Origin of the sequence: Microbacterium sp. (assembly GCF_035687345.1) — a bacterium.
In the GTDB taxonomy this organism is placed as follows: domain Bacteria; phylum Actinomycetota; class Actinomycetes; order Actinomycetales; family Microbacteriaceae; genus Microbacterium.
Genome location: NZ_DASRXZ010000141.1, coordinates 34798 through 59968 on the forward strand (window position 1 = coordinate 34798; position 25171 = coordinate 59968).

Below are 25171 nucleotides of genomic sequence, written 5' to 3' on the forward strand. Positions count from 1 at the left end.
CGCGGCGTCAGCCCGTGCGCAGCGTGCCGCCCTGGAACTGCTGCTCGCACACGCCGTTCGAACACGTCTCGGGCGAGGTCGGCCAACCCAGCGAGCCGCGCAACCATCCGGCCGCGCTGTATGCGGTCATGATTGTGTTCGACGAGGCGAAGGTGCCGTGGGCGGAGGAGTGGATGAAGCCCCCCTCGAACTTCTGGGCCCACCCGTTGCCGTTGGGGTCGGTGACCTGCTGTGCGGGCAGCAAGGCGTAGCCCAGCGGTCCGCCCGCGCCGCCTTGGGCGTCGTAGATCGACTTGATCTGCGCGTTGGAGACGGCGGGCACGACGTACGCGGTGCCGCCTTCGGGGTAGCGGATCGCGCCGCCTGCGAAGGTCTGTCCGCACATGCCGTTGGAACATGTCTCGGGCGAGGTCGGCCAGCCCAGCGAGCCGCGCAGCCATCCGGCCGCGCTGTATGCGGTCATGATTGTGTTCGACGAGGCGAAGGTGCCGTGGGCGGAGGAGTGGATGTACCCGCCGGCGAACATCTGCGCGTACCCGTTCCCGTTGCGATCGGTCACCCACGTCTGCGGCCCGGCGGGCCACCCCAGCGGACCGCGCAGCCAGCCGGCCGCACTATAGGCGTTCATCAACTCGTTCGTCGTCGAGAACGCGCCCTTGGTGGAGTAGTGGATGTAGCCGCCCTCGAACTTCTGCGCATACCCCCACCCGTTCGGATCCGAGATCGACGTCTGCGGCCCGGCGGGCCAGCCCAGGTCGCCTCGCACCCAACCGGCGGCGCTGTACGGGGTCATCAAGGCGTTCGCCGTCGTGAACGTCCCGAGCGAGCTCGAGTGGATGTAGGCGCCCTCGAACCGCTGCGCGAGGCCGTTCCGCTTCGGATCGGTGACTGCGCGCACGGGATCAAGTGCTCGACCCAGGGCGGCACTGCCTCCGCGCGCGTTGAACTCGTCGAGGATCGACTGGTGCAGTGTCGTCCCGTCGGATCCCGCGGCCGGAGTCGTGAGGTTCCCACCCGCGAACTGCTGTGTGCAGCCGAGGGGCGTGCACGTCTCCGCTGAGGTCGGCCAGCCGAGACGCCCGCGGATCCAGCCCGCGGCGCTGTAGGCGCTCATCATGGCGGCCGACGATGCGAACGTCCCCTTCGCGGAGGAGTGGATGTACCCGCCCGCGAACTTCTGTGCCCACCCGTTCCCGTTCGGGTCGACGACAGCCTGCGCGGGAAGCGCGGCGTACCCGAGCGGCCCCTTCTGGCCGCCCTGCGCGTCGTAGACAGCCCGGATGGCGGGGATCGTCGTCTCGGGCGTGCGAGCAGCGGGCTTGCCCTTGATGAACGACAGCGAGCCACCGGCGAACGTCTGACCGCACACGTCGTTGAGGCACGTCTCCTTCGAGATCGGCCACCCGAGGCTTCCGCGGACCCAGCCTTCGGCGCTATAGGCGGTCATGATGACGTTCGATGATGTGAAGGTGCCGCTGGCGGAGGAGTGGATATACCCGCCGGCGAACTTCTGCGCTATGCCGTTGCCGTTGCGGTCCGTCACCGATTGCTGCGGGCTGCTCGGGAAGCCCAGTGTTCCGCCGTGGCCCCCCGCCGCGCTGTAGGTGGTCCACACGACGCCGTAGACGGGCACCGCTCCCGTCGCTCGCGTCCAGTAGATCGCACCGCCGCCATACGAGCGGATGCACGACGTGGAGGAGGGGGTGCAGCTCGGGGCCGGGCCCGCTGTGCCGAGCGGGCCGCTTGCTCCACCGGTGCTCGCGTACGCCGAGTCGATCTCGGCGAGGGGATCGATCGAGATGGTGCTGCCGAACCAGTCGGTGTAGTCGCGCCAGAAGTTGCGGTTGCCGTAGGAGCCGCACCCATCGCCCGAGCCGTAGAGGTTGTTGAGGGCGCTGCGGTTCGGCTGGTAAGGGGTGTAGTTGTACAGCGCAGCGGTCGCGTAATTGCGGATGTTCAGGTTCGTGCCGCCGCATGCCGCGTTCGGGTGGTAACCGATGTAGTGCACGCCCGGCTGTCGCGCGAATCCCGCCGCACGATAGGTCTTCAGCTGTCGCGTGCCCGTGTAGATCTGCGTCGCGAGCCCTGCGGGTGCGGTGGTGCATCCGGTCGTGTCCGGACAGCCCTGTCCCATTGCGTAGCGGAGCTGATAGTCCGACGGTGCACGGCTCGTGATGAGCCCCTGCTCCTTCTGCAGCGTCACGAGGATGACCTTCGCGGAGATCCCGCACGCGCGCTGAGACCGGTAGATCAGCTCGGAGACCCGCATCGTGCCGCCGCTCATCGCCTCGCAGATCACATTCCCCGTACTGCCGGAGACCCGCCGCGGCTGATCGGCGATCGGAACCACCGCGACGTTGAGGCACTTGCCGTTCGTGCAAGTGCCGATCTTCTGGTCGAGGAACGCCTGGATCTGCGCCGCCGTCATCGCGTTGCCGTTGTAGAACTGGTCGTCGCTGATGATCAGCTCGGGGTTGAAGGCCACCGCATTCGCCGCCGACGCGCTCGGCACGACCGCCGGCGCGACAAGAAGCGCCACTGTCGCCGCAGCGGTCAAAACAAGAGCAGAGACCCGACGCCAGGCACGCCGCGCCGAATTCTGCTCACCCCCCCGAGTTCGCATTCCCTCAGGGTAGCGGTAGAAGGCCCGAACAGGTAACTCCTGTCACACGGGTATCTTGCGTCACATGCCTCAGCGGGGTAGCAGACCCCGCACGCGTGCTCGCAGTCCCGGTCGAGCCGGGATCGCGGCAGCGGCGGATTCCTGGAGGACGGCACTCATCCCCGGCACCTGCCGCTCGGCGGCGTCAAGCAGAAGCGCGTATTGGCGCGTCCGCCACGCGTCCCGCATGCGCGCGTAGCGCTCGGCGATCTCGGGCGTGCTCGACGACGCCTCCGCCGTGAAGAATTCCTCGTAGCCCAGGAACTGCGCCCATCGCGCCGGAACCTGGTTATAGACGCGCGAGACGGGGTCCTCGATGTCGGTCGGCAGCACGATCGCCTGCTTGGTGACCAACGCGTCGAGGAACCAACTGCGGCCCCCCGCGACCGCGAGGGCCGAGAGGAGCACCTGCGGATAGACGGTCGCGGCGGAATTCGTGGGGATGAGCGCGCGCACACGTGGCGCGGCCGACCGGAGGACGTCTTTTGCGAATGTGAGCCCCGAGACGTAGAAGGCCGCCGTCTGGAACTCCTCCGGGGCGATCTCCCGCGTCTCGCGTCGTCCGCGGTAGCAATCGTTCTGGCCGGTCTGCGCACGCGGGCTCACGAAGGCCGGTCCGACCTCGCGGCAGAACCGGACGAGTTTCGCAAGTCCTTCCGGGTCGACGGCGTCCTCGTCGGAGACGTACGTCACAAAGTCGGTCTCCGCCGTCTCGGCGATGCGCAGGATGTTGCCCGCGTAGCCGAGGTTCGCGTCGTTGCGCAGAATGGTCACGCGCGGGTCGTCCACGGTGTCGCGCAGACGACGGTACGTATCGTCTGGTGAGGCGTTGTCGGTCACTAGGACACGGATGCCGTCCTCCAGCGTCATCGCGGACAGTTCGGCCAGGCGGGCGGAGACAGCCTCGAACCTGTTGTACGTCGGGAAGGCGATCGTCAGCGTGGCGGACCGCGTCACGCGGTGCTCCTCTCGACATGGGCGGTGATCTGATCCATCGTGACGCGCCGAGGGTCCTCGCCCGCGCAGGCACGGCGCTGCCACTCCACAGTCCACACGAGACACTCTGGGTAGGTGAGGGCATCCCGCCAGCCGAGCTCTGTCCGGGCACGCGTCGCGTCCAGGGCGAGCAGGCCGGCCTCGTGCGGATGCTCGCGGTCATCGGTCGTCCAGGAGGCGGAGTCACCCCACACCTGCGCGGCGGTCGTGGCCACATCGCCCACGGTGACGAAGCTCTCCTCGTCAGGTCCGATGTTCCACTCGCCACGGCCCTCGCCGGCGAGGAGGGCCGTCACGATCGCCCGATAGCCGGAGAGGCAGTCCAACACGTGCTGCCACGGGCGTACCGCGTCAGGGAAGCGCAGGCGCGCGGGCTCGCCGCGCTGGAATGCCCGGAGCAGGTCGGGGAGGAGCCGATCCCGACTCACGTCGCCCCCGCCGATCACATTTCCGGCGCGGACGACCGCGGTGGGTGGACCGTCGACGCTGCTGACCCAGGTCTGCGTGAGCAGATCGGCCATGGCCTTCGATGTGCTGTAAGGGTCCGCCGCGCCGAGTGCGTCCGACTCCCGGTAACCCTCGCGTCGCGAGACGTTTTGGTAGACCTTGTCGGTGGTGGCGACGAGGTGGGCCTTCACCGAGGGCGTTGCGGCGACCGCCTCGAGCACGTTGAGCGTGCCGAGGACGTTCGTCTCGATCGTGTACCGCGGATCGCGATAAGACTCGCGCACGAGTGCTTGCGCGGCCAAGTGCACGACGACGTCTGGGCGCGCCGAACGGATCGCGTCGGCGGTGCGTTGCGCGTCGCGGATGTCGACGCGGAGGTCTTCCGCGACCAGTTCGCCCACGCGCGCCTGCTCGTAGAGGGAACCCGGCTCAGGATCGAGGGCGAGCCCGGAGACGGTGTGCCCCTCGGCGCGGAGCATCATCGTCAGCCACGCGCCTTTGAAACCTGTGTGACCGGTGACGAGCACGTGCATCGTCAGCGAGCCGCTTCCGTCACGAACTCGATGATCGAATCGGCGGCGAAATCGAGCATCTCGGGGGTCAGACCCGGGTAGGTGCCGATCCAGAACGAGCGGTTCATCACGATGTCAGTGTTCGTGAGGTCGCCGACGATCCGGAAGTCGACGTTGCGGTAGGCCGGCTGTTTGGTGAGGTTGCCGGCGAAGATCAGCCTCGTCCCGACCTTTCGATCGCGCAGGAAGCGCATGAGATCCTCGCGCTGCACGGGGTGCTCAGGATCGAGTGTGATCGGGTACCCGAACCAGGCCGGGTCCGAGTGCGGCGTCGCGCTCGGGAGCATGAGGCCCTCGACACCCTGGAACCGCCGCGTGAGGTGATCGAAGTTGGCCTTGCGGGCGTCCACGAACGCGTCGAGCTTCTGCAGTTGCGACAGACCGAGCGCGGCCTGCATGTCGGTCGCCTTGAGGTTGTAGCCGATGTGACTGTAGATGTACTTGTGGTCGTAGCCGTGGGGGAGGCCACCCAGCTGCCACTCGAACCGCTTCTGGCACGTATTGTCTTCGCCGGTCGCGCAGTAGCAGTCCCTACCCCAGTCGCGGAACGACTCGACCTGCTTGCGCACGAGCGGTGACTTCACGAAGACGGCGCCGCCCTCACCCGTCGTGATGTGGTGTGCGGGGTAGAAGCTGACGGTGGCCGTGTCGCCGAAGCTGCCGGTGTGCTTGCCGCGGTACGTGGAGCCGAGGGCGTCGCACGAGTCTTCGACGAGCCACAGGTCGTGTTCGCGGCACAGCTCCAGCACCGTGTCGAGGTCGAACGGGTTGCCGAGGGTGTGGGCCATCATGATGGCGCGCGTCTTCGGGCCGACAGCCTCGCGCAGACGGTCTGCGATGGCGTCGTAGGTGTCGAGCGACACATCGACGACGACCGGGCGAAGCCCGTTCTGGATGATCGGGTTGACCGTGGTTGGGAAGCCCGCGGCGACGGTCAGCACCTCGTCGCCGGGCCGAAGGGCGCGGCGCCCCAGCTTCGGACTCGTGAGCCCGCTCAGCGCGACGAGGTTGGCGCTGGAGCCGCTGTTTACCATAAGTGCGTTCCGGCTTCCGACGTACCGAGCGAGCGCACGCTCGAACTCGTCGTGGAAGCGCCCCGCCGTGAGCCAGCCGTCGAGCGAGGCGTCGACGAGCGCCGCCAGGTCATCGCCGTCGAGCACCTTCCCCGAGACGGGGACGGGCGTCTCGCCAGGGACAAACTCGGGCCGCGCGAGGGACACCTCGGCGAAGGAGCGGACATCCTCGAGGATGCTCGCCCGCTGGGCAGTCAAAGGCATCGGTTCTCTTCCAGAGCGGGTGCGGGGAACGCCTTATCTTAGCCGTCGGCGCTAGCGGGTAAGCTGTGCCGGGCTCACAGACGCGGAGAGGAATAGGCGTGAAAGCAGTGCTGCTGGCCGGGGGGCTCGGAACGCGGATGCGGGAGGAGACCGAGTTCCGGCCCAAGCCGATGGTCGAGATCGGCGGGCGACCCGTGCTCTGGCACATCATGAAGCTGCTCGGTCAGCAGGGGCTCCGCGAGTTCGTCGTGTGCTCCGGCTACAAGTCCGAGATCATCAAGAACTACTTCCTCAACTACCTGCCGTACAACCAGGACTTCACCGTCTCGCTCGGCGACCGCTCCCAGATCACCTATCACGGCGAGCACGACGAATCGGACTGGTCCGTCACCGTCGCCGACACCGGGGCGGCCACGATGACCGGCGGACGTGTCCGCCGCATCCGGCGGTTCGTCGACGGCGAGCGGTTCCTCTGCACCTACGGCGACGGAATCGCCGACATCGATCTGCGCGCGCTCGTCGAGTTCCACGAGGCTCACGGCAAGACCGCCACCGTGACCGCTGTGCGCCCGACGAGCCGGTTCGGTGTGCTCGACCTCGCCGAGGACGGGGCGGTGGTCCGGTTCAAGGAGAAGCCACAAGTCGACGACTGGATCAACATCGGGTACTTCATCTTCGAGCCCGCCATCTTCGACTACCTCGAGGGCGATGAGACCGTCCTCGAGCAGGAGCCGCTGACGCGCCTCGCCGACGACAACCAGATCGCCGCGTACCCGCACGACGGGTTCTGGGAGCCCATGGACACGTACCGCGAGTTCCAACTGCTCAATGAGCTTTGGGCGACGGGTCGGGCTCCGTGGCGCTCCTGGTGATCCCGCGCGCATCCGCGTCGTAGACAGCCCGAATGCCCTCCTCCAGCGTCCAGCGGGGCGACCAGCCGCGCGGAGCGGGCCAGTCGCCTGCCTCCGCGGCGAGGTAGGAGGCGGTGCGTGCCGGGTCGATCTCGTGGATCAGTCGGCCGCCCGATGCGCGCTGGACGGCATCGACGACGTCGCCGACGGTCGCGAGTTCGGGAGCGCGCACTGTCGCGAGTTGCGGCTCGTCGGGTGAGGCCGCGGCGATGAGCCCATTGGCGACATCGTCGACGTGGAGAAGGTTGAGCGGCTGATCCAGCGGGCCGGTGCGCACCGCCGCCCCCGTGTGAGCTGCGCGGATCAAGGCGACGACCAACTTGTCCCGTGTGTCCGACGGGCCATAGTTGTCGTAGAGTACGACCTCCCGGACATCGAGTCCTTCGCGCTCGCGGTAATAGGTGGCGATGCTCGAGAACGCCTGCTTCGTCGCGGCGTACAGCGAGTGGGTGGCGGGCGCGCCGTCGCGGTACTGGAAGTAGCTCATCGCGCAAACAACCGGGACATCGCGGCCGACGAGCGACTGCAGCAGATGAGTCCCCACGGTGATGTTCGCCTCGACGAGCGTGTCGACGTCCGCGCTCGTGTGTCGCCGCGCTTGGGCAGCCGCGAGGTGGAAGACCGCATCCGGCTCGGTGTCGGCGACGATCGCGTACAGCGCGGACGGCTGGTCGGCTTCGACGCACCGGATGCCGGCGGACACGAGCTGTTCCGTCGCTGAGCTGGAACGGGTGACCGCCGTCACGGCCCAGCCGTCGCGGACGAGTGCGCGCGCGAGGGTACGGCCGACGAACCCCGTCGCGCCTGTGACGAGTGCTCGGGCCATCCGTCGATCCTCCATCTCAACTCTCCCCATCGGCGGGCTGCGTCACCGGGACTCGAAGCGCAGCAGCGCCGGAAGGCGCTCGGCCCAGGCGAGCGAGTCCCGGATGCCGTCCTCGCGCGTGCGCTCGGCGCGCCATCCAAGCTCCTGCTCGGCACGCATGCTGCGTGTGTACACGCCGGCGCTGTCGCCGGGGCGCGGAGGGCCGTCGACCACGTCGACGTGCTCTCCGACAACGCGGTCGAACGCGGACACGAGCTCGCGAACAGTCACGCCCTTGCCCGTGCCGATGTTGAAAACGCGGTAGGGCTCCGACTCCGGGGCGACGTCGTCGAAGCGCTCGAGCGCCGCAACGTGTGCCCGGGCGAGATCCCACACGTGAACGTAGTCGCGGATGCCCGAGCCGTCCGGCGTCGGCCAGTCGGTCCCCGTGATCGTGAACGGGCGACCGGCGCGCCACGACGAGATGAGCCTGCCCAGGGCGTGCGATGGCTCGGGCGTTGACGGACCCGTCCGCAGCTCTGGGTCGGCGCCGATCGGGTTGAAGTATCGGAGACTCACCGAGCGCAGGTCCCCGGCGCGCGTGGCGTCCTCGAGGATCGTCTCGAACATCGCCTTCGTCCTCGCGTAAGGGCTGGCCGGGGCGAGGGGCGAGTGGCGAGTCCTCGTCGACGGTGTAGCCGTCGCTCACGGCGTAGATCGACGCCGACGAGGAGAAGACGAACCTGGTGATGCCGTGCCGCGCGAGGCCTCGGAGGAGCTCGATGCCCTTGCCGACGTTGTTGGCGTAGTAGTCGAGGGGCTCCGCGACCGAGTCCGGGACCACGATCTTCGCGGCGCAGTGCACGACGGCGGCGATGTCGGGGTGCTCGGAGACGACACGCGAGATGACTGCGGGGTCTCCGACGTCCCCGACGAACAGCGGTCGCCTGAGGGCGAACCCCGATAGTCCGGTCGAGAGGTCGTCGAGCAGCACGGGCTCGTGCCCTTCCTCTTCGCACGCGCTCGCCACCGTGCTGCCGATGAACCCGGCGCCGCCGGTGATGAGGACCTTCACTGCACGCCTCTCCGTCTCGTGTGCCCCGGCGATCCTACCCAAGCCGTCTTCGCAGAAAGTGGGGAGGCGGCGGGCGGCGTGCTCAGAGCACCGGGCGCTCGGAGGACGGGACCTTCCTCCGACGGCTCGTGTCATGTCGGCGTCGTGAGTGCCCGCGAGGGTGCCCGGCGCCCGCTTAGACTGGAATCCATGCGTATAGCCGTCGTGGCCCTCGGAAAGATCGGCCTCCCCCTCGCCGTCCAGTTCGCAGATTCGGGTCACGACGTCATCGGCGTCGACGTCAACCCCGCCACCGTCGAGAGCGTCAACGCCGGCATCGAGCCGTTCCCGGGCGAGGCGCACCTTCAGGAGAAGCTTTCCGAGCTCGTGCCCGCGGGGCGCCTGCGCGCGACCACCGATTACGGCGACGCGATCCCCGGCGCCGACGCGGTCGTGCTCGTCGTCCCGCTCTTCGTGAACGATGCCACATGGGAACCGGACTTCGCGTGGATGGACGCCGCGACGCGCTCGCTCGCTGAGCACCTCACGCCCGGCACGCTGGTCTCGTATGAGACGACGCTTCCCGTCGGCACGACCCGCGGGCGCTGGAAGCCGATGCTCGAGAGCGGCTCGGGCCTGGTGGAGGGCACCGACTTCCACCTCGTGTTCTCGCCGGAGCGTGTGCTGACGGGTCGCGTCTTCGCGGACCTTCGCAAGTACCCGAAGCTCATCGGCGGCCTGTCGGAAGCGGGCGCCCGGCGCGCGAGGGAGTTCTATGAGGCGGTCCTCCAGTTCGACGAGCGCCCCGACCTCAGTCGCCCCAACGGGGTGTGGGACCTCGGCAGCGCGGAGGCCGCCGAGATGGCGAAGCTCGCCGAGACGACGTACCGCGATGTGAACATCGGCCTCGCGAACCAGTTCGGGCTGTTCGCGGCCGAGCACGGCATCGACGTGTATCAGGTCATCGAGGCGTGCAACTCGCAGCCGTACAGCCACATCCACCGGCCGGGCATCGCCGTCGGCGGTCACTGCATCCCGGTCTACCCCCGGCTCTACCTCTCGACCGACCCGGATGCCGACATCGTGCGCACCGCGCGGCTCCTCAACGCCTCGATGCCCGAACGGCTCGTCGCGCAGGCGGCCGGCATCCTCGGCTCCCTGGAGGGGCTCAAGGCCGTCGTGCTGGGCGCGGCGTATCGCGGAGGCGTGAAGGAGACCGCGTTCTCCGGCGTGTTCCCGACGGTCGAGGCGCTCAAGGCGCGCGGAGCGGATGTCCGCGTCCACGACCCCCTCTATTCCGACGACGAGCTGCGGGCCATGGGCTTCGAGCCGTACGCGCTCGGCGACGCGGTCGACGTGGCGATCCTCCAGACCGACCACGCGGACTACCGCTCGCTCGAGGCCGCGCAACTGCCCGGCATCCGTCTTCTCGTCGACGGTCGCAACGCCACGGACGCTGCGCGCTGGGCAGGAACCCCGCGCATCGTCGTCGGATCCGGCGCCGCGGCGTAGGCGTCGTCAGGCGGAGGCGGCTCCGAGCACGTCGGGCAGCCGCTCGGCCCACGCGAGCGAGTCGCGGATGCCGTCTTCGAGCGTCCGCTCGGCACGCCAGTCGAGCTCGCGCGCGGCGCGCTCGCTCCGCGTGTAGACCCCCGCGCTGTCGCCGGGCCGTCGGGGACCGTCGACGACGTCGACCGCGTCTCCCGTGACGCTCTCGAAGGCGGTGACGAGCTCGCGCACGGTCACGCCCCTGCCGGTGCCGATGTTGTAGACCCGGTACGGGTTCGATGCCGGCGCGACCTCGTCGAACCGCTCGAGGGCGGCGACGTGGGCTCGCGCGAGGTCCCACACGTGGATGTAGTCGCGGATGCCCGTGCCGTCCGGCGTCGGCCAGTCGTGGCCCGTGATGGTGAAGGGGCGGCCCGCGCGCCACGACGAGATGAGACGGCCTAGGGCGTGCGACGGCTCGGGGATCGACAGGCCGGTCCGGAGTTCGGGGTCGGCGCCGATGGGGTTGAAGTAGCGCAGGCTGACCGCTCGCACATCGCCGGCGTGCGACGCGTCCTCGAGGATCGTCTCGAACATCGCCTTCGTCGCCGCGTAAGGGCTGGCCGGGGCGAGGGGCGAGTCCTCGTCGACGGTGAAGTCGTCGCTGACGGCGTAGATCGACGCCGACGAGGAGAAGACGAACCGGGTGAGACCGTGCCGAGCAAGGCTCCGAAGGAGCTCGACGCCCTTGCCGACGTTGTTGGCGTAGTAGTCGAGGGGCTTCGCGACCGAATCCGGCACCACGATCTTCGCGGCGCAGTGCACGACGGCGGCGATGTCGGGGTGCTCGGAGACGACGCGCGAGATGAGCACGGGGTCTCCGACGTCGCCCACGTACAGCGGTCGCCCGAGGGCGAACGCCGAGAGGCCCGTCGAGAGATCGTCGAGGAGCACGGGCTCGTGCCCGGCCTGCTCGCACGCGCTGGCCACCGTGCTGCCGATGAACCCGGCGCCGCCGGTGATCAGAACCTTCACTGCACGCCTCTCCGTCTCGTGTGCCCCGGCGATCCTACCCAAGCCGCCTCCGCCGAACGTGGGCGGCCGTGCCGCAGCCTCAGTGCGCCAGGTACTCCCGGAGCACGTCCTCGACCGCGCGCACCGCGAATCCGGTCGCCTCGATCTTCGACAGGTCGAGCACGCTGTTGCGCGGGCGCGGTGCGACCGGTGCGCTCGCAGAGGCGAAATACTCCTCCGTCGACACCGGGCGCACGCGCTGCGGGTCGTGACCGGTCGACACGAAGACCGCGCGGGCGACATCCGCCCACGACATAGGATCCCCGCCGCCCGTGAGGTTGTAGACACCCGGTGCGGGTCGCTCAGCCATGAGGTGCACGATGCCGCGGGCCAGATCGCCCGTGAACGTCAACCGGCCGACCTGGTCGTCGACGACGGCAGGATCGACGCCCCTGTCGGCGAGCTCGCGCATCGTGCGCACGAAGTTGCGGCCGTCGCCGATGACCCACGACGTGCGGACGATGTAGTGCCGGGGGACCGTCGCCACGATCGCGTCCGCCGCCGCCTTCGTCTGCCCGTAGACGCCGAGCGGGCTCAGCGGGTCGTCCTCGTGGTAAGGACGGTCGGATGTGCCGTCGAACACGTAATCCGTCGAGACGTGCACGAGCGTGAGTCGGTGCTCGAGGGCGATCCGTGCGAGGTGGGACACCGCTGTCGCATTGGCCGCCCACGCCTCGCGGCGGCCCTCGGGCGTCTCGGCCTGGTCGACCGCGGTGTAGGCCGCGGCGTTGATGATCGTGTCGTAGTCGCGCCAGTGCCGCGCCGTGAAGACCTCGGGCGAAGCGAGGTCGAGGTCTTCACGCGTCACGTAGTCGATGTGGGAGGCGTCGCCCAGCTCCGCGCGGAGAGCGCGCCCGAGCTGCCCGTTCGCGCCGGTCACGAGGATCTTGCGTGCGGGGACGGGCTCGACGTCGGCGAGTCGCGGGTGAGCGTGGTCCTTCTCGGAGATCTCGGCCCGATCGAGCGGGATGGGCCAGTCGATCGCGACGCTCTCGTCCGCGAGGTTCAGGAACGTGTACGTCGCGTCCGGCGACCAGTGGTCGTTGACGAGATACGTGTAGGCGGTGTCGGGGTCGAGCGTCTGGTAGCCGTTGCCGACCCCGCGAGGGACGAAGATCGCGCGCGACGGGTCGAGCTCCGCCGTGAAGACCATCCCGAACGTCGGACCCTCGCGAAGGTCGACCCACACGCCGAAGACGCGACCCGTCGCCAGCGACACCCACTTGTCCCACGGCTCCGCGTGGATGCCCCGCGTCGTTCCGACAGCGTCGTTGAAGGAGATGTTGTTCTGGACGGGGCCGAAGTCGGGGAGACCCGCGGCGATCATCTTCTCGCGCTGCCAGTTCTCCTTGAACCAGCCGCGGCTGTCGCCGTGGACCGTCAGGTCCCACAGCACGAGCCCGGGGATGGGCGTCTCGGTGGCGCGCAGGCGTTTGCCGAACTCCGTCATCACTGGCCCTTGGCGGCGTAGAACGCCTCGGTCGCGTCCTTCGCGGGCGCCCACCACGCCTCGTTGTCGCGGTACCACTCGATCGTCGCAGCCAGTCCGGACTCGAAGTCGCGGTATTGCGGAGTCCATCCGAGCTCGGTGCGCAGTTTGGTCGAGTCGATCGCGTACCGCAGGTCGTGCCCCGCACGATCGGTCACGTGGTCGTACGCGTCGACCGGCTGCCCCATGAGCGTGAGGATGAGCTCGACGACCTCCTTGTTGTTCTTCTCGCCGTCGGCGCCGATGAGGTACGTCTCGCCGATGACCCCCTTGTCGAGGATCGTGAGCACGGCGGCCGAGTGGTCGTCGGCGTGGATCCAGTCGCGCACGTTCTCGCCCTTGCCGTAGAGCTTGGGGCGGATGCCGCGAAGCACGTTCGTGATCTGGCGGGGGATGAACTTCTCGACGTGCTGATACGGACCGTAGTTGTTCGAGCAGTTCGAGATCGTCGCGCGCACGCCGAACGAACGCACCCACGCGCGCACGAGCAGGTCGGAGCCGGCCTTCGTCGACGAGTACGGGCTCGACGGGTTGTAGGGGGTCGTCTCGGTGAACCGCGCGGGGTCGTCGAGCTCGAGATCGCCGTAGACCTCGTCGGTCGAGATGTGGTGGAACCTCGTGTCGTGGCGCCGCGCCGCCTCGAGGAGCGTGAACGTGCCGACGAGGTTCGTGTCGAGGAACGGGCGCGGGTCGTGGAGCGAGTTGTCGTTGTGCGACTCGGCCGCGTAGTGCACGACGGCGTCGACTTCGTCGAACAGGGCGTCGACGAGCTCCGCATCCGCGATGTCGCCCTTGACGAACCGGAACCGGTTCTCGGGGAGCCCCGCGAGCGACGCGAGATTTCCGGCGTACGTGAGCTTGTCGAGCACCGTGACGTGATGATCGGTGTGCTCGATCACGTGGTGGACGAAGTTCGAGCCGATGAAGCCGGCCCCTCCGGTCACGAGCAGCCGAGCCATCAACGACCCCTTTCCAGCAGAGCCAGCAGGTATGCACCATAGCCCGACTTGAGGAGCTTCTCGGCACGCGCGCGCAGCTCGTCGTCGGTGAGGAAGCCCTGCCGCCACGCGACCTCTTCGGGGGCGCCGATCTTCATGCCCGTTCGGCGCTCCATCGTGCGGACGTATTCCGCGGCATCCGTCATCTGGTCGAAGGTCCCGGTGTCGAGCCACGCGGTCCCTCGTGGCAGCACCTCGACCTGAAGCTTGCCGCGCTCGAGGTACGTGCGGTTCACGTCGGTGATCTCGTACTCGCCGCGCGCGCTGGGGGAGAGCCCGCGCGCGATCTCGACGACGTCGTTGTCGTAGAAGTAGAGGCCGGGGACGGCATAGCTGCTGCGCGGGTTGGCGGGCTTCTCCTCGAGCGAGATCGCCCGACCTTCGGCGTCGAACTCGACGACGCCGTACGCCTGCGGGTCGGAGACCCAGTAGGCGAAGACGGCGCCGCCGTCGATGTCCGAGAACCGCGCGAGCTTCGTGCCGAGTCCGGGGCCGTAGAGGAGGTTGTCTCCGAGCACGAGGGCGACCTTGTCGTCGCCGATGAAGTCGGCCCCGATCGTGAACGCCTGCGCGAGACCGTCGGGGGAGGGCTGCTGGGCGAACGAGATCGAGACGCCGAACTGCGAGCCGTCGCCGAGGAGTCGCTCGAAGTGCGTCGCGTCGTGCGGCGTGGTGATGACGAGGATGTCCCGGATGCCGGCGAGCATGAGCGTCGACAGCGGGTAGTAGACCATCGGCTTGTCGTACACGGGGACGAGCTGCTTGGAGACGCCGAGGGTGATCGGATGCAGCCGCGTGCCCGATCCGCCGGCGAGGATGATGCCCTTCACACCCCAATCGTTTCACAGGCGCTCGTTGCCGCGCGGCGTGCGGCTTCGCGCGGGCCGCGCGGGTGCCCGTTGCTAGCATTGTCGAGCCCTCCCGCCCGCACGCCGATTGGCACCGCCACGTGACCGACCAGTCCTCCCGCACCCGCACACGGTGGGCGCCCGCCGTCTGGGCCGCGCTCTCGGTCGTGCTCACCGGTCTGTTCGGCGCCGCCCGCGTGCTCGTCACGCCGCGCTTCTACTTCGCCGACGACTCCGAGGTCGGCTCGTTCGGGCAGTGGTGGCAGCTCGGAGACAGGCTGCTCAGCGGGCGCCTGCCGATCCTGGATCCGCACGCGTGGCAGGCGGGCAACTACTTCGCCGAAGGCCAATGGGGACTGCTCAACCCCGTGACCTGGCTCATCGCGGTGACCGCCCGCTGGGCCGAGAACCCGGTCGTCCACGTCACGATCGTGAAGATCGCGTTCCTCATGCTCATGGCTGGCGGCGTCTGCCTGCTCGCGCGCTCGTTCGGCGCGAGCGCTCCCTGGGCCGCGGTCGCGGGCGTGCTGGTGCCTCTCGGCGGGTTCACGGTCTACATGGACGCGGCCTCGTGGGCGACCGGCCTGTTCAACGCGGCCGTCCTGCCGTGGGTGTGGTGGGGTCTTCGGCGATCCGTCGAATCCCTGCGCTCGCCGCTTCCGTACCTGATCGCGAGCTACGCGCTCATCACGTTCGGATACGTGTTCGGAGTCCTCATCCTCGTCGTGATCCTCGTCGAGAGTCTCGTGCGCGCGATCGTCGCGCGCGACGGCGGGCGCGCGATCCGGACGCTCCTCGCGTCCGCGTGGGGAGCCCTCCTCACGATCGCGGTCTACCTGCCCGGTGTGCTCACGGCGCCCGTCACCGAGCGTGCGGGATTCCACGTCATCAACACGAGGTTCCTCAACGCCGATCTGAGCGACCTCATGTCGGCCGCGTCGCCGACGGCCACGGCATCCGTGGGGTCGTGGTGGGGCCCTGAGACCGCGGCCCCACTCGTGTATGTCGCGTGGCTGCTGCCGATCATCCCCCTCTTCTTGCCGATGCCGCGCGACGTGGTGCGTCGGTGCATCCCGCTCTTCGTGCTCCTCGCGCTCGTGACCGTCGTCGTCATCGGGCCGAGCGAGATCGGTGCGATCCGCTGGCCGGTCCGCTTCATGCCGTACGTGTGCCTCACCGCGGGAGTCCTGCTGGCCGTCATGGCGACCCACGCCTTCCCCGCCCGCGTCACACGCCGTCGTGTGTGGTGGTCGCTGCTGGTCCTGGTCATCGCCACCGGCATCACCTACGCCAACACGCCGGGCCAATGGCGTTGGCTCGCGCTCGTGATGGTCGTGCAGGCGATCGCGATCGTCGCGATCGGGTACATCGCGCTCACCCGGCGCATCCGGCGCGACGGACAGCGCACCGGCCTCGCCGCCGCGGCGGCCGTCGCGGTGTCGGGGCTGCTGATCATCCCGCAGCTGGCGGTCTTCCCGTACACGCCGCTGCCCAAGTTCGGGGTGCCCGACAGCGTCGCGCGCATGCAGTCGATCCTTCCCGACTCGCCCGACGACGCGATCGTCGTGGGCGACATCTACGCGCACGGCGGTCTGGACGCGAGCTTCGACGAACGCCTCATGGGCAACCTCTGGTACCTGAGCCCCACGCGCGTGAGCAGCCTCTACACGGTCCTGCCGTATTCGACCTTCTCGAAGGACCTGTGCATGGACCTGCGCGGTGCGACGTGCGCGGATGCCCTCGACACACTGTGGACCCGCGACGCCGAGACCGGGCTCCCGGTCGCCGATCTCATGGGCGTGAGCACGATCCTCGCCATCAAGGACACCTTCCCCGAGGCTCCCGTCCCGCCCGACGGATGGCGCCTCGTTTCGGAGGGGGAGTTCACGTGGCTCTTCGAGCGCGACGAGCCGGTTCCCGGAGCAGGCGGGGTCGCGTGGACGGGGCGTGGCACATCCGTCACCGTCGTCGACGTCTCCGAGACCGCGGTCTCGTTCCGTGTGGACGAGATCGGCGACGACGCTCGCGTCGTGCTGGCCCGGCTCGACTACCCGGGCTACACGATCGACGGCGCCGAGCACGCGGATCCCGTCCGGGAATGGCTTCTCACGGTCGACGCGTCGGACGCCCGGCCGGGCGACGTCATCACGGTCTCGTTCCGTCCGCCCGGGCTGCCGCTCATGATCGCGGCCTCGGCACTGTGCGCCGTGATCCTGGTGGCCTGGCCGATTTTGCAGCACCGGTGGCGCCGACGGGCTGAGACGGCGCCCGACGGACTCGGGCTCAGTGAGGAGCTGCCCGTCCCAGCAACTGGGCCTGATACACGCGACTGAGGCCCTCGGGCAGCGTCGTGCGGACGAGCCCGTCGAGGTCGGTCCACACCTCCGAGCGGATGCGGAGATCCAGCGCCTGGCCCCGCGCGTCGCCTCCGCCCAACACGATCGGCCCCCGTCGTCGCCGAAGCCGCGTGAGCTCCGACAGCAGCGCACCGATCGACACCGCCCGCATCGCGCCGATGAGCTTCGTGACGGTCGTCCCGGGGGGTTGGGCCGCGACGCGGCGCATGCCGGCGTCGACGACGGCGGCGCAGTCATCCTCGTAGATGTAGTCGCGCAGCGTGTCGAGCGGCACGTACACCGACGTCGGCTGTCCGCTGAGGTGACCCCTCACGAGGGCCGAGATGAGGCCCTGCGGCTTGGAGAGGTCCTGGCCCGCGCCGTACAGGTTCGTGATGCGGCCGATGAACGATCGCCACTGCCCGTCCGCTGTGGCCTCGCGCAGAGCCGCCTCCATGTGCAGCTTCGTGTCGCCGTACGCGCTCAGCGGCGCGACCGGCGTCGATTCCGTGAACGGCGGCGTGCCCGAGCCCGCGTAGGCGCCGCCGACCGACGACGCGAGGAAGAACGCGAGGCGCGACCTCACGTCGGACGGCGCCGCGAGGAACACCTCGAGGACGCGATCGAAAACGGATGCCTCGACCGCCAGCTGTTCGCGCGGGGTCGAGGTCACGCCGCGGCCCGCGCACCAGTAGACCTCGAGGCGCGAATCGGATGCCGCGAACTCCGGCAACGCGACCGCGATCGCCTCGACGGTGCGGTCGGGGTCGTTCCAGGGGAGCCGAACGGCGAACGCCTCGTCGGGTCGCGCTCGCTCCACCGCCCGCCCGAGGAGGCCTCGGCCGATGATCCAGCGCCGCGCCCGGGTCATTCCCGGTCGACCGCCGGGCGCTCAGGCGGGTCGGCGTGCCCGAGCGGTCCACTCGCCGGATCGCGGACGATGAGGTACGCGGGCTTGCCGAGTGCGGTGCTGACCGCCACGCCGAGGTACTCGGCGATGATCCCGAGCGACACGAGGATCACGCCCGTCCCCACCGCGGTGAGCACCATCTGCGACGTCCAGCCCTCGGGGATGTCGCCCGAGACGAACCGCGCGAACGTGAGGTAGATCGCGAACAGGATGCCGCCCACGAAGAAGAGCACGCCGACGGCGGTGACCAGGCGCAGGCCGCGGGTTCCCGACGTGAGCACCATGCGCCAGAAGTGGCCGAACAGACGGCGGTAGGAGTACCCGGACGGGCGGTCGCCCTCGGCGCGCAGCGTGATCGGCGCTGTCACGACGCGGCTCGCGACCCACGACAGGGCGACGTCGAGGTAGACGCCCGTGCCCGCGTACGCGGCGACGCTGCGCCCGATCTCACCGAGCACGAGGCGGAAGCTGTTGAAGTGCGAGGCCGGGCCGCCGCCCAGAAGCGACTCGAGCGTGCGCTTGGACGCTTTCGACGCGGTGTTGCGCACGAAGCCGTGGGGAGCCCGGTTCACGGGGTCCGCGTAGACGAGGTCGGCACGGTCGGCGAGAGCCTGGTCGAGCAGCACCTGGATCTGTCCCGGGTCGTGCTGACCGTCCTCGTCGATCGTGGCGATCCACTCACCGCCCGAGCTCGCCATGCCCGCGAGCGTCGCGGCGTGCTGACCGAAGTTGCGGCTGAGCCAGACGGGCTTGATCCACGCGTTCTCGGCGGCGAGCTCGCGGATGACGCGGGCCGAGTCGTCGGGACCGCGGTCGTATGCGAGCACCACCTCGTCCACACGTGCGGTGTGACCGGCCGAGGTGACGAAGGGCGACGTGAGCGGGCGGATCTCGTCGATGACGCCGCGCAGGGTGCGCTCACCCTGGTACACCGGGATCACGATGCTGATCCGGTGGACGTACGCCTCTCCGTCGGTCACCGCATTCTCCTCTCGAGCAGACGATACGACAGGCGGCGGGCACGAGCCATCGCCGCGGCCCGCAGGTCGCCGACTCGCACATCCGTCGCCGACAGGACCTCCGGATGCTCCGCCCGCAGCCACGCGTGGAACGCCCGCGCCTGACCGGACTGCTCGCGCACCAGCGCCACGCTCCACTGGGTGGCGCTCATCCGGAAGGTCGCGCCGACCTCGGGGTCGGGGACGAAGTCCCCGCGAAGGAGCACGCGCGAGTAGGTCGCCTGGTCGATCAGATAGGGGAAGCGGTCGAACCATCCGCCGGTCTCGGCCAGCGCTTCCCGGCGCATCATGACCGACGCGGGCTCGCCGAACAGATTCGACCCGGCGCGCACAGCCTTGCGGACGGCGTCGCGCCCCGGCATCCGCTCGTCGAGACCTCTCAGTCCCCACCCCGCCATCAGCGTGCGGCCGTCCGCGTCGACCACGTCGCGACGGCACGCGGTCAGCACCGCGCCGGTCGATCGGAGGATTTCGAGCTGTCGTGCGAGCACACCGGGTCGCAGGACGTCGTCTCCGCACACCAGCTTGATGTACTCGCCGGTCGCGGCCTCGGTGACGCGATTCCAGTTGCGCCCGGCGCCGCCGCCGGCCGGAGTGTCGAGCAGCGTGACGCGCGGATCGTCGGCGAAGCCGCGCATGACCTCTGCGGTGTCGTCGGATGACGCGTGGTCGGCGACGATCAGCTCGAGCCCGTCCACACGCTGCTCCAGCACCGACTCGAGCGTCTCGGCGAGGGTGCGTCCGTTGTTGTAGGCCGGAACGACGACGCTGAGGACGGGGACGGTCACGATTCGAGGCTCCTTCCGCGCGGCCGTCGGCTCCGAGAGGCGGGAAGCTGGTCCGCGGGCGATGGCAGAATGCCAACGGTCGAGCCTAACGCACGCCTCTCCGACCGGCCCGGGAGGCGTACAGGAAGCGCCGTGGGAGCGCGTGTATCGTTGCCCCGATGCGCAATCTGGTCGTGGCGATCTCGAGGCGCCCCGAGGTCCGATACCTCGTCTTCGGTGGCCTGAACACCGCGTTCTCGTACGGTCTCTACGCCGTCTCGCTGCTCGTGCTCGATGCCTGGGGCGTGCCCGGCGACTTCGCGATCGCGATCACCTTCAGTTGGATCGTCTCGAACCTGACGTCGTTCCTGCTCCAGCGCCACTTCGTGTTCCGCGGCACGGGGCATCCGATCGGCGAGTTCATCAAGTTCACGTCGGTGACGCTCGGCTCCTTCATCGCGAACCTCGCCCTGAGCTGGTTCTCGGCCCAGGTGCTCGGCTTCGACAGCGCGACCGAGAAGCTCATCAGCCAGCTCATCGTGACGGCGTTCCTCGTCGTCGTCACCTACGTGCTCCACAAGACCTTCTCCTTCCGCAAGGCGGGGGCGGCGCCGTCGGGCATGGTCGCAGTCGAGGAGGAGTCCGACATCGAGGACCAGGCTCCCGCACACGACCGACCCTGACCGAGGATCCGCCCCGCGGGCTCCCAGGAATGCCCCGAGTCCGTCGGTAAGCTTGTGTCACGCGGCGGCCCCTCGTGCCCGCCGCATCTCCGCGTCTAGGACCCGCACGGGCGCCCGAGCGAATCAGAAAGCACCCCAACCGCATGGATCTCCTCATCGTCGGCTCCGGCTTCTTCGGCCTCACCATCGCAGAGCGGGCCGCGGCATCCGGTCGCAAGGTCACCGTGATCGAACGCCGCCCGCACATCGGCGGCAACGCGTACAGCGAAGACGACCCGGCGACCGGCATCGAGGTCCACAAGTACGGCGCCCACCTGTTCCACACCTCGAACCCGAGCGTGTGGGAGTACGTCAACCGCTTCACGACGTTCACGAACTACGTCCACCGTGTGTACACGAACCACAAGGGCGTCGTGTATCCGCTGCCGATCAACCTCGGAACGATCAACCAGTTCTTCCAGGCGGCGTACTCGCCCGACGAGGCCCGCGCGCTCGTGCACGAGCAGGCGGGGGAGTTCGACGCGAAGAAGGCAGCGAACCTCGAGGAGAAGGGCATCGCCCTCATCGGCCGCCCGCTGTACGAGGCGTTCATCCGCGATTACACCGCGAAGCAGTGGCAGACCGACCCCAAGGAGCTTCCCGCCGAGGTCATCAGCCGCCTTCCGGTGCGCTACAACTACGACAACCGGTACTTCAACGACAAGTGGGAGGGACTGCCCACCGACGGGTACACGGCGTGGCTCGAGCGCATGGCCGACCACCCGAACATCGAGGTGAAGCTCGACACCGACTTCTTCGACGAATCGCAGCCGCTCAGCAAGAAGGCGACGGTCGGGCAGGTGCCGATCGTCTACACGGGGCCTGTCGACCGCTACTTCGACTACACCGAAGGCGCCCTGTCATGGCGCACGCTCGACTTCGAGCGCGAGGTGCTCGACGTCGGCGACTTCCAGGGCACGTCGGTCATGAACTACGCGGATGCGGATGTTCCGTACACGCGCATCCACGAGTTCAAGCACTTCCATCCCGAGCGCGCGGATCGGTACCCGTCCGACAAGACCGTGATCATGCGCGAGTACTCGCGCTTCGCGGAGCGCGGCGAAGAGCCCTACTACCCCGTGAACACCCCGGAGGACCGCGCGGGCCTCCTCGCGTACCGCGAGCTCGCGAAGGGCGAGAAGGATGTGTTCTTCGGCGGGCGCCTCGGCACATACCAGTACCTCGACATGCACATGGCGATCGGCTCGGCGCTGTCGATGTGGAACAATCAGCTCGCGTGACTCCGCGCCCGTAGGATCGTTCGCGTGACCACCGCTGCCGTCGGCGCACCCGGATCGCCGCGCCGCTACGCGCATTCCCTGTGGCTGCTGTCGGCGAGGGATCTGCGCGTCCGGTACGCGACGAGCGCGCTCGGGTACTTGTGGTCGGTGCTCGATCCGCTCCTGATGAGCGCGATCTACTGGTTCGTCTTCACGCAGGTCTTCCAGCGCACGGTCGGCCAGGAGCCTTACATCGTGTTCCTCATCACGGCGCTGCTGCCGTGGGTGTGGTTCAACTCCGCCGTGTCGGACTTCACGCGTGCGTTCAGCAAGGACGCGCGCCTCGTGCGGTCCACCGCGATCCCGCGCTCGATCTGGGTGAACCGCATCGTGTTGAGCAAGGGCCTCGAGTTCGTCTTCTCCCTGCCGGTCCTCGCGCTGTTCGTGATCGTCGCGCAGTTCTCCGCGACGCCGGCCGAGCTCAACTGGGGCCTGCTGTGGATCCCTGTCGCGGTCCTGCTGCAGACGGCGCTCCTCGTCGGCCTCGGACTGCTCGTGGCGCCGCTGTGCACCCTCTACACCGACCTCGAGCGGGCGACCAAGCTCATCCTGCGCCTGCTCTTCTACGCATCGCCCGTCATCTACAGCATCGGCGACCTGCCGGGGATCTTCCCGACCCTCGCCGTCTTCAACCCGCTGTCGGGGATCTTCACCCTGTACCGGGTGGGGCTCTTCCCGGAGGTGTGGGACACGCTCGCCGTGGTGGTGGGCGCCGCGATGTCGCTCGCGTTCCTCGCCCTCGGCGTGTTCGTGTTCCGCCGCCTCGAGCGTCCGGTGCTGAAGGAGCTGTGATGGCCGACGCGACTCTCACGACCGACGTCGCCATCCAGGTGCGCGATCTCGGCATCCGGTTCCGTCGAAATCGTCGCGGGCGTCGGAACTTCAAGGATCTGTTCGCGGACTCGTCGCGGCGCAGCCGGCCGGGTGAGTTCTGGGCGCTTCGCGACGTGACGTTCGACGTGCGCGCCGGCGAGGCGATCGGCGTCGTCGGCCGCAACGGTCAGGGCAAGTCGACGCTGCTGAAGCTCGTCGCAGGTGTCCTCTTGCCCGACGAGGGGAGCGTGCGCGTGCACGGCGGCGTCGCACCGCTCATCGAGATCACGGGTGGCTTCGTGGGTGATCTCACCGTGCGCGAGAACGTGCGCCTCACCGCCGGGCTGCATGGCATGTCGCGCGCGGAGGTGGAGCGGCGCTTCGACGACATCATCGCGTTCGCGGAGCTCGAAGGATTCCTCGACACCCCCTACAAGCACCTCTCGAACGGCATGAAGGTGCGCCTCGCGTTCGCCGTCGTCTCGCAGCTCGAGGAGCCGATCCTGCTCGTCGACGAGGTGCTCGCGGTCGGCGACAAGGCGTTCCGCGAGAAGTGCTACAAGCGCATCGACGAGCTGCTCGCCGCCGGACGCACGCTCTTCTTCGTGTCGCACAACGAGAAGGACCTGCGCCGTTTCTGCTCGCGCGGGCTGTACCTCGACAAGGGCCGCCTCGCGATGGACGCGACGATCGGCGAGGTGCTCGACCGCTACAACTCGGACTACGAAGTCGGCTGATCCGTCAGCGGCGCCATCGGCTTCCACGACGGATCCTTGGCGATCTCACGTCCGTCGCGAAGACCCCGGAAGAGGTTCGACGTGCCGCGGACGGTCCGCTCGACGAAGACGAGGCGGATGAGCTCCTTGCAGAACGTCATGAACGTGCCGAGGCCGAACAGCACCGGGTTGTAGACGCCGAGTGCGCGGTAGTACCGCTTGATGATCGCGCGGTTGCGCATGATGTAGTACCGGTACGCGTTGCTCGAGGCATTGAGGTGGCGGATCCCCATGTCCCACTGCTTGATCTCGCGCGTGCGGCGCAGCACGAACTCGTTCACGATCACCGACTGCGTCTTGCGCGAGGCGAGCCATCCGTACAGCTGGTCGTCCCAGTAGATGAAGAACCGCGGGTCGGGCAGGCCGATCTCGCGCACGATGTCGCGGTGGATGAACATGCCCTCGAAGCAACCGGAGTTCATCGGCTTGTAGCCGCTCTCGTCGAAACCCGCGGGGGCGAACGGGATCGGGATGCCCATGCGCTCGGCGATCCGGTACTGCCAGTAGAACTCGCTGCCGTCGTAGTCGTAGCGCCGGCCCTGGATGCTCTTGAACCGCGGCGCCCACTTGCCCATCTTCGCGAGACCGTCGGGGATGACCTCGACGTCGTCGTCCATGAGCCAGATCCAGGTCGACCCCAGCTCATAGGCGATGCGCATGCCCTCGCTGAACCCACCCGAGCCGCCCGTGTTGGTGTCGAGGCGGCGGTACACGAGCGCCGACGGCGCGAGCCGCTCGCGGTAGGACTCGACGACCTCGCCTGTGTCGTCGACGGATGCGTTGTCGACGATCACGATGTGCCCGGGCTTGGGATCCATGCGCTCGATGCTCTCGAGCAGCCTCGCCAGCAGGCCCGAGCGGTTGTAGGTCACGATGGCGATGGTCGCCGTCGCTGGATCGAACGCTTCGGTGCTGGGGGTCGTCGGCGAGACCATCGTCACTTCGACTCCTCGAACGTCTTGCGCCACGCCTCCAGCGAGGTGAGCTCGTCCATCGCCGCGCGGTAGCGCTTCGACAGCTCGGGCCACCGGCGACGCAGGCGCGCGTGGAGGACGACGGTGTCGAACAGCATCCGGCGGTACTTGCGGCGGTCCCTCGTGTAGATGTTCTTGCCCGAGCCGTCCGCGGCGCTCACGAGCGCGCTGTCGAAGAGCGGCAGGCGCCACCAGTACGCGTCGCCCTTGCCGAACTCGACTTCGGGTGTGGAGATGTTCTCGGGCCGCGGGGCGTGGATCCAATGCGACACGAGGGTCGACAGCGTGAACCACCGCAGGCGCAGACCCGTCGGGCTGTCGAACGTGTGGCGGGGCATCCGCTTGAAGACCTGACGTCCCTTGCGCGACCGCATCGGCACACCCGAGTCCTTGTGGACGACGGTCTCGGGGTAGTCCTTCGCGAGGGCGCGCGCCTGCGGCATGGCCGTCGCCAGGCCTGCTCGCATGTGCTCGGGACCGGAGAGGATGTCGCGGATGGCCCGGTGACGCAGCGCCACGGGGTAGTACTGCATCATCATCAGGTGCTTGAGGTCCATGCGGCGGCTGTGGCGCAGGAGCGTGCCGCCTCGTGGGATCGACGAATGCAGGAGGCCGGCGACGATCCGGTTGCGCGCGTGGAAGTAGGCCTGCCAGTCGATCGAGTCGTCCTTGCCGACCCAGGACACATGCCACAGTGCGACACCCGGCATCGAGACGGTGGGAATGCCGTGGTCTCGTGCTCGCAGGCAGTACTCCGCATCGTCCCACTTGATGAACGCGGGGAGCGGAAGCCCCGCCTTGCGGAGCGCCTCGACCGGGATGAGGCACATCCACCAGCCGTTGTAGTCGGCGTCGAGCCGCATGTGGAGCATGGGCGACTGGCGCAGGTTCGCCGCGCTGAAGTCGTGCGGCATCTTCTCCTGATAGAGGGTGCGCCACATGAAGGGCACGTC

Annotated in this window: 22 protein-coding genes and 1 pseudogene; 7 read left to right on the top strand and 16 right to left on the bottom strand. The window is 68.6% G+C overall.

Annotation, left to right across the window (positions count from 1 at the left end; all coding sequences use genetic code 11):
* Positions 1–7 precede the first annotated feature (7 nt).
* The 4 genes from VFF97_RS16630 to rfbH all read right to left on the bottom strand — a co-directional run bounded on the left by VFF97_RS16630 (position 8) and on the right by rfbH (position 5954).
* Positions 8–2539 carry a hypothetical protein gene (locus VFF97_RS16630; RefSeq protein ID WP_325034620.1) on the bottom strand — a complete coding sequence of 844 codons (2532 nt, stop codon included), beginning with the start codon at positions 2537–2539 and terminating at the stop codon, positions 8–10.
* A gap of 153 nt (positions 2540–2692) precedes the next feature.
* Positions 2693–3619 (bottom strand): glycosyltransferase family 2 protein, encoded by a 927-nt coding sequence (locus VFF97_RS16635; RefSeq protein ID WP_325034621.1) that lies wholly within the window; start codon positions 3617–3619, stop codon positions 2693–2695.
* A complete protein-coding gene (rfbG, locus tag VFF97_RS16640; protein ID WP_325034622.1) occupies positions 3616–4632 on the bottom strand; it encodes a CDP-glucose 4,6-dehydratase in 1017 nt (338 codons plus the stop codon). Before rfbG ends, VFF97_RS16635 begins: the two co-directional genes overlap by 4 nt.
* A gap of 8 nt (positions 4633–4640) precedes the next feature.
* Entirely contained in the window at positions 4641–5954 is a 1314-nt protein-coding gene (gene rfbH, locus VFF97_RS16645) for a lipopolysaccharide biosynthesis protein RfbH (protein WP_325034623.1), read from the bottom strand.
* A gap of 98 nt (positions 5955–6052) precedes the next feature.
* On the opposite strand from rfbH, the gene rfbF reads away from it, so the two are divergent.
* A complete protein-coding gene (rfbF, locus tag VFF97_RS16650; RefSeq protein WP_325034624.1) occupies positions 6053–6826 on the top strand; it encodes a glucose-1-phosphate cytidylyltransferase in 774 nt (257 codons plus the stop codon).
* Here rfbF and VFF97_RS16655 read toward each other — a convergent pair.
* The 3 genes and pseudogenes from VFF97_RS16655 to VFF97_RS16665 all read right to left on the bottom strand — a co-directional run.
* Positions 6780–7691 carry an NAD(P)-dependent oxidoreductase gene (locus VFF97_RS16655; protein ID WP_325034625.1) on the bottom strand — a complete coding sequence of 304 codons (912 nt, stop codon included), beginning with the start codon at positions 7689–7691 and terminating at the stop codon, positions 6780–6782. The genes rfbF and VFF97_RS16655 overlap by 47 nt on opposite strands.
* A 42-nt stretch (positions 7692–7733) precedes the next feature.
* Positions 7734–8300, bottom strand: coding sequence for an NAD-dependent epimerase/dehydratase family protein (locus tag VFF97_RS16660; protein ID WP_325034626.1), 567 nt, complete (start codon positions 8298–8300; stop codon positions 7734–7736).
* A gap of 91 nt (positions 8301–8391) precedes the next feature.
* A pseudogene (locus VFF97_RS16665) lies at positions 8392–8880 on the bottom strand (NAD-dependent epimerase/dehydratase family protein); the annotation flags it as partial.
* Positions 8881–8934: 54 nt separating this feature from the next.
* On the opposite strand from VFF97_RS16665, the gene VFF97_RS16670 reads away from it, so the two are divergent.
* Positions 8935–10236, top strand: a complete 1302-nt coding sequence (locus VFF97_RS16670; protein WP_325034627.1) for a nucleotide sugar dehydrogenase — start codon at positions 8935–8937, stop codon at positions 10234–10236.
* A gap of 6 nt (positions 10237–10242) precedes the next feature.
* Here the strand turns inward: VFF97_RS16670 and galE are convergent, their stop codons facing one another.
* The 4 genes from galE to rfbA all read right to left on the bottom strand — a co-directional run bounded on the left by galE (position 10243) and on the right by rfbA (position 14603).
* On the bottom strand, positions 10243–11247 hold the full coding sequence (galE, locus tag VFF97_RS16675) for a UDP-glucose 4-epimerase GalE (protein WP_325034628.1): 1005 nt from the start codon (positions 11245–11247) through the stop codon (positions 10243–10245).
* Between the two features lie 79 nt (positions 11248–11326).
* On the bottom strand, positions 11327–12736 hold the full coding sequence (gene rfbD / locus VFF97_RS16680) for a dTDP-4-dehydrorhamnose reductase (RefSeq protein ID WP_325034629.1): 1410 nt from the start codon (positions 12734–12736) through the stop codon (positions 11327–11329).
* The gene (rfbB, locus tag VFF97_RS16685) at positions 12736–13734 is read right to left on the bottom strand and encodes a dTDP-glucose 4,6-dehydratase (protein WP_325034630.1); all 999 of its coding nucleotides are present in this window, start codon (positions 13732–13734) and stop codon (positions 12736–12738) included. Before rfbB ends, rfbD begins: the two co-directional genes overlap by 1 nt.
* Complete coding sequence (rfbA, locus tag VFF97_RS16690; RefSeq protein WP_325034631.1) at positions 13734–14603, bottom strand: glucose-1-phosphate thymidylyltransferase RfbA; 870 nt, start codon at positions 14601–14603, stop codon at positions 13734–13736. The genes rfbB and rfbA overlap by 1 nt, the downstream gene beginning before the upstream one ends.
* A 119-nt stretch (positions 14604–14722) precedes the next feature.
* Between rfbA and VFF97_RS16695 the strand changes: the two genes are divergently transcribed.
* Complete coding sequence (locus VFF97_RS16695) at positions 14723–16954, top strand: hypothetical protein (RefSeq protein WP_325034632.1); 2232 nt, start codon at positions 14723–14725, stop codon at positions 16952–16954.
* Here VFF97_RS16695 and VFF97_RS16700 read toward each other — a convergent pair.
* The 3 genes from VFF97_RS16700 to VFF97_RS16710 are packed head-to-tail and all read right to left on the bottom strand — an operon-like array spanning position 16905 to position 19674.
* Positions 16905–17828 (bottom strand): NAD-dependent epimerase/dehydratase family protein, encoded by a 924-nt coding sequence (locus tag VFF97_RS16700; protein WP_325034633.1) that lies wholly within the window; start codon positions 17826–17828, stop codon positions 16905–16907. The two genes, VFF97_RS16695 and VFF97_RS16700, sit on opposite strands and share 50 nt — an antisense overlap.
* Positions 17825–18847, bottom strand: coding sequence for a glycosyltransferase (locus VFF97_RS16705; protein ID WP_325034634.1), 1023 nt, complete (start codon positions 18845–18847; stop codon positions 17825–17827). Before VFF97_RS16705 ends, VFF97_RS16700 begins: the two co-directional genes overlap by 4 nt.
* Positions 18844–19674, bottom strand: coding sequence for a glycosyltransferase family 2 protein (locus VFF97_RS16710; RefSeq protein WP_325034635.1), 831 nt, complete (start codon positions 19672–19674; stop codon positions 18844–18846). The genes VFF97_RS16705 and VFF97_RS16710 overlap by 4 nt, the downstream gene beginning before the upstream one ends.
* A gap of 158 nt (positions 19675–19832) precedes the next feature.
* On the opposite strand from VFF97_RS16710, the gene VFF97_RS16715 reads away from it, so the two are divergent.
* The 4 genes from VFF97_RS16715 (at position 19833) to VFF97_RS16730 (ending at position 23205) form a co-directional block, all read left to right on the top strand.
* On the top strand, positions 19833–20336 hold the full coding sequence (locus VFF97_RS16715; RefSeq protein WP_325034636.1) for a GtrA family protein: 504 nt from the start codon (positions 19833–19835) through the stop codon (positions 20334–20336).
* Positions 20337–20479: 143 nt separating this feature from the next.
* Positions 20480–21616 (top strand): UDP-galactopyranose mutase, encoded by a 1137-nt coding sequence (glf, locus tag VFF97_RS16720; protein ID WP_325034637.1) that lies wholly within the window; start codon positions 20480–20482, stop codon positions 21614–21616.
* Positions 21617–21640: 24 nt separating this feature from the next.
* Complete coding sequence (locus VFF97_RS16725) at positions 21641–22447, top strand: ABC transporter permease (RefSeq protein ID WP_325034638.1); 807 nt, start codon at positions 21641–21643, stop codon at positions 22445–22447.
* The gene (locus VFF97_RS16730) at positions 22447–23205 is read left to right on the top strand and encodes an ABC transporter ATP-binding protein (protein WP_325034639.1); all 759 of its coding nucleotides are present in this window, start codon (positions 22447–22449) and stop codon (positions 23203–23205) included. Before VFF97_RS16725 ends, VFF97_RS16730 begins: the two co-directional genes overlap by 1 nt.
* Here VFF97_RS16730 and VFF97_RS16735 read toward each other — a convergent pair.
* Together VFF97_RS16735 and VFF97_RS16740 are read right to left on the bottom strand one after the other, a co-directional pair.
* Complete coding sequence (locus tag VFF97_RS16735) at positions 23190–24179, bottom strand: glycosyltransferase family 2 protein (RefSeq protein WP_325034642.1); 990 nt, start codon at positions 24177–24179, stop codon at positions 23190–23192. The genes VFF97_RS16730 and VFF97_RS16735 overlap by 16 nt on opposite strands.
* Positions 24180–24181: 2 nt before the next feature.
* Positions 24182–25171 (bottom strand): glycosyltransferase (locus tag VFF97_RS16740; protein WP_325034640.1); only part of this gene is annotated, 990 nt, incomplete at its 5' end.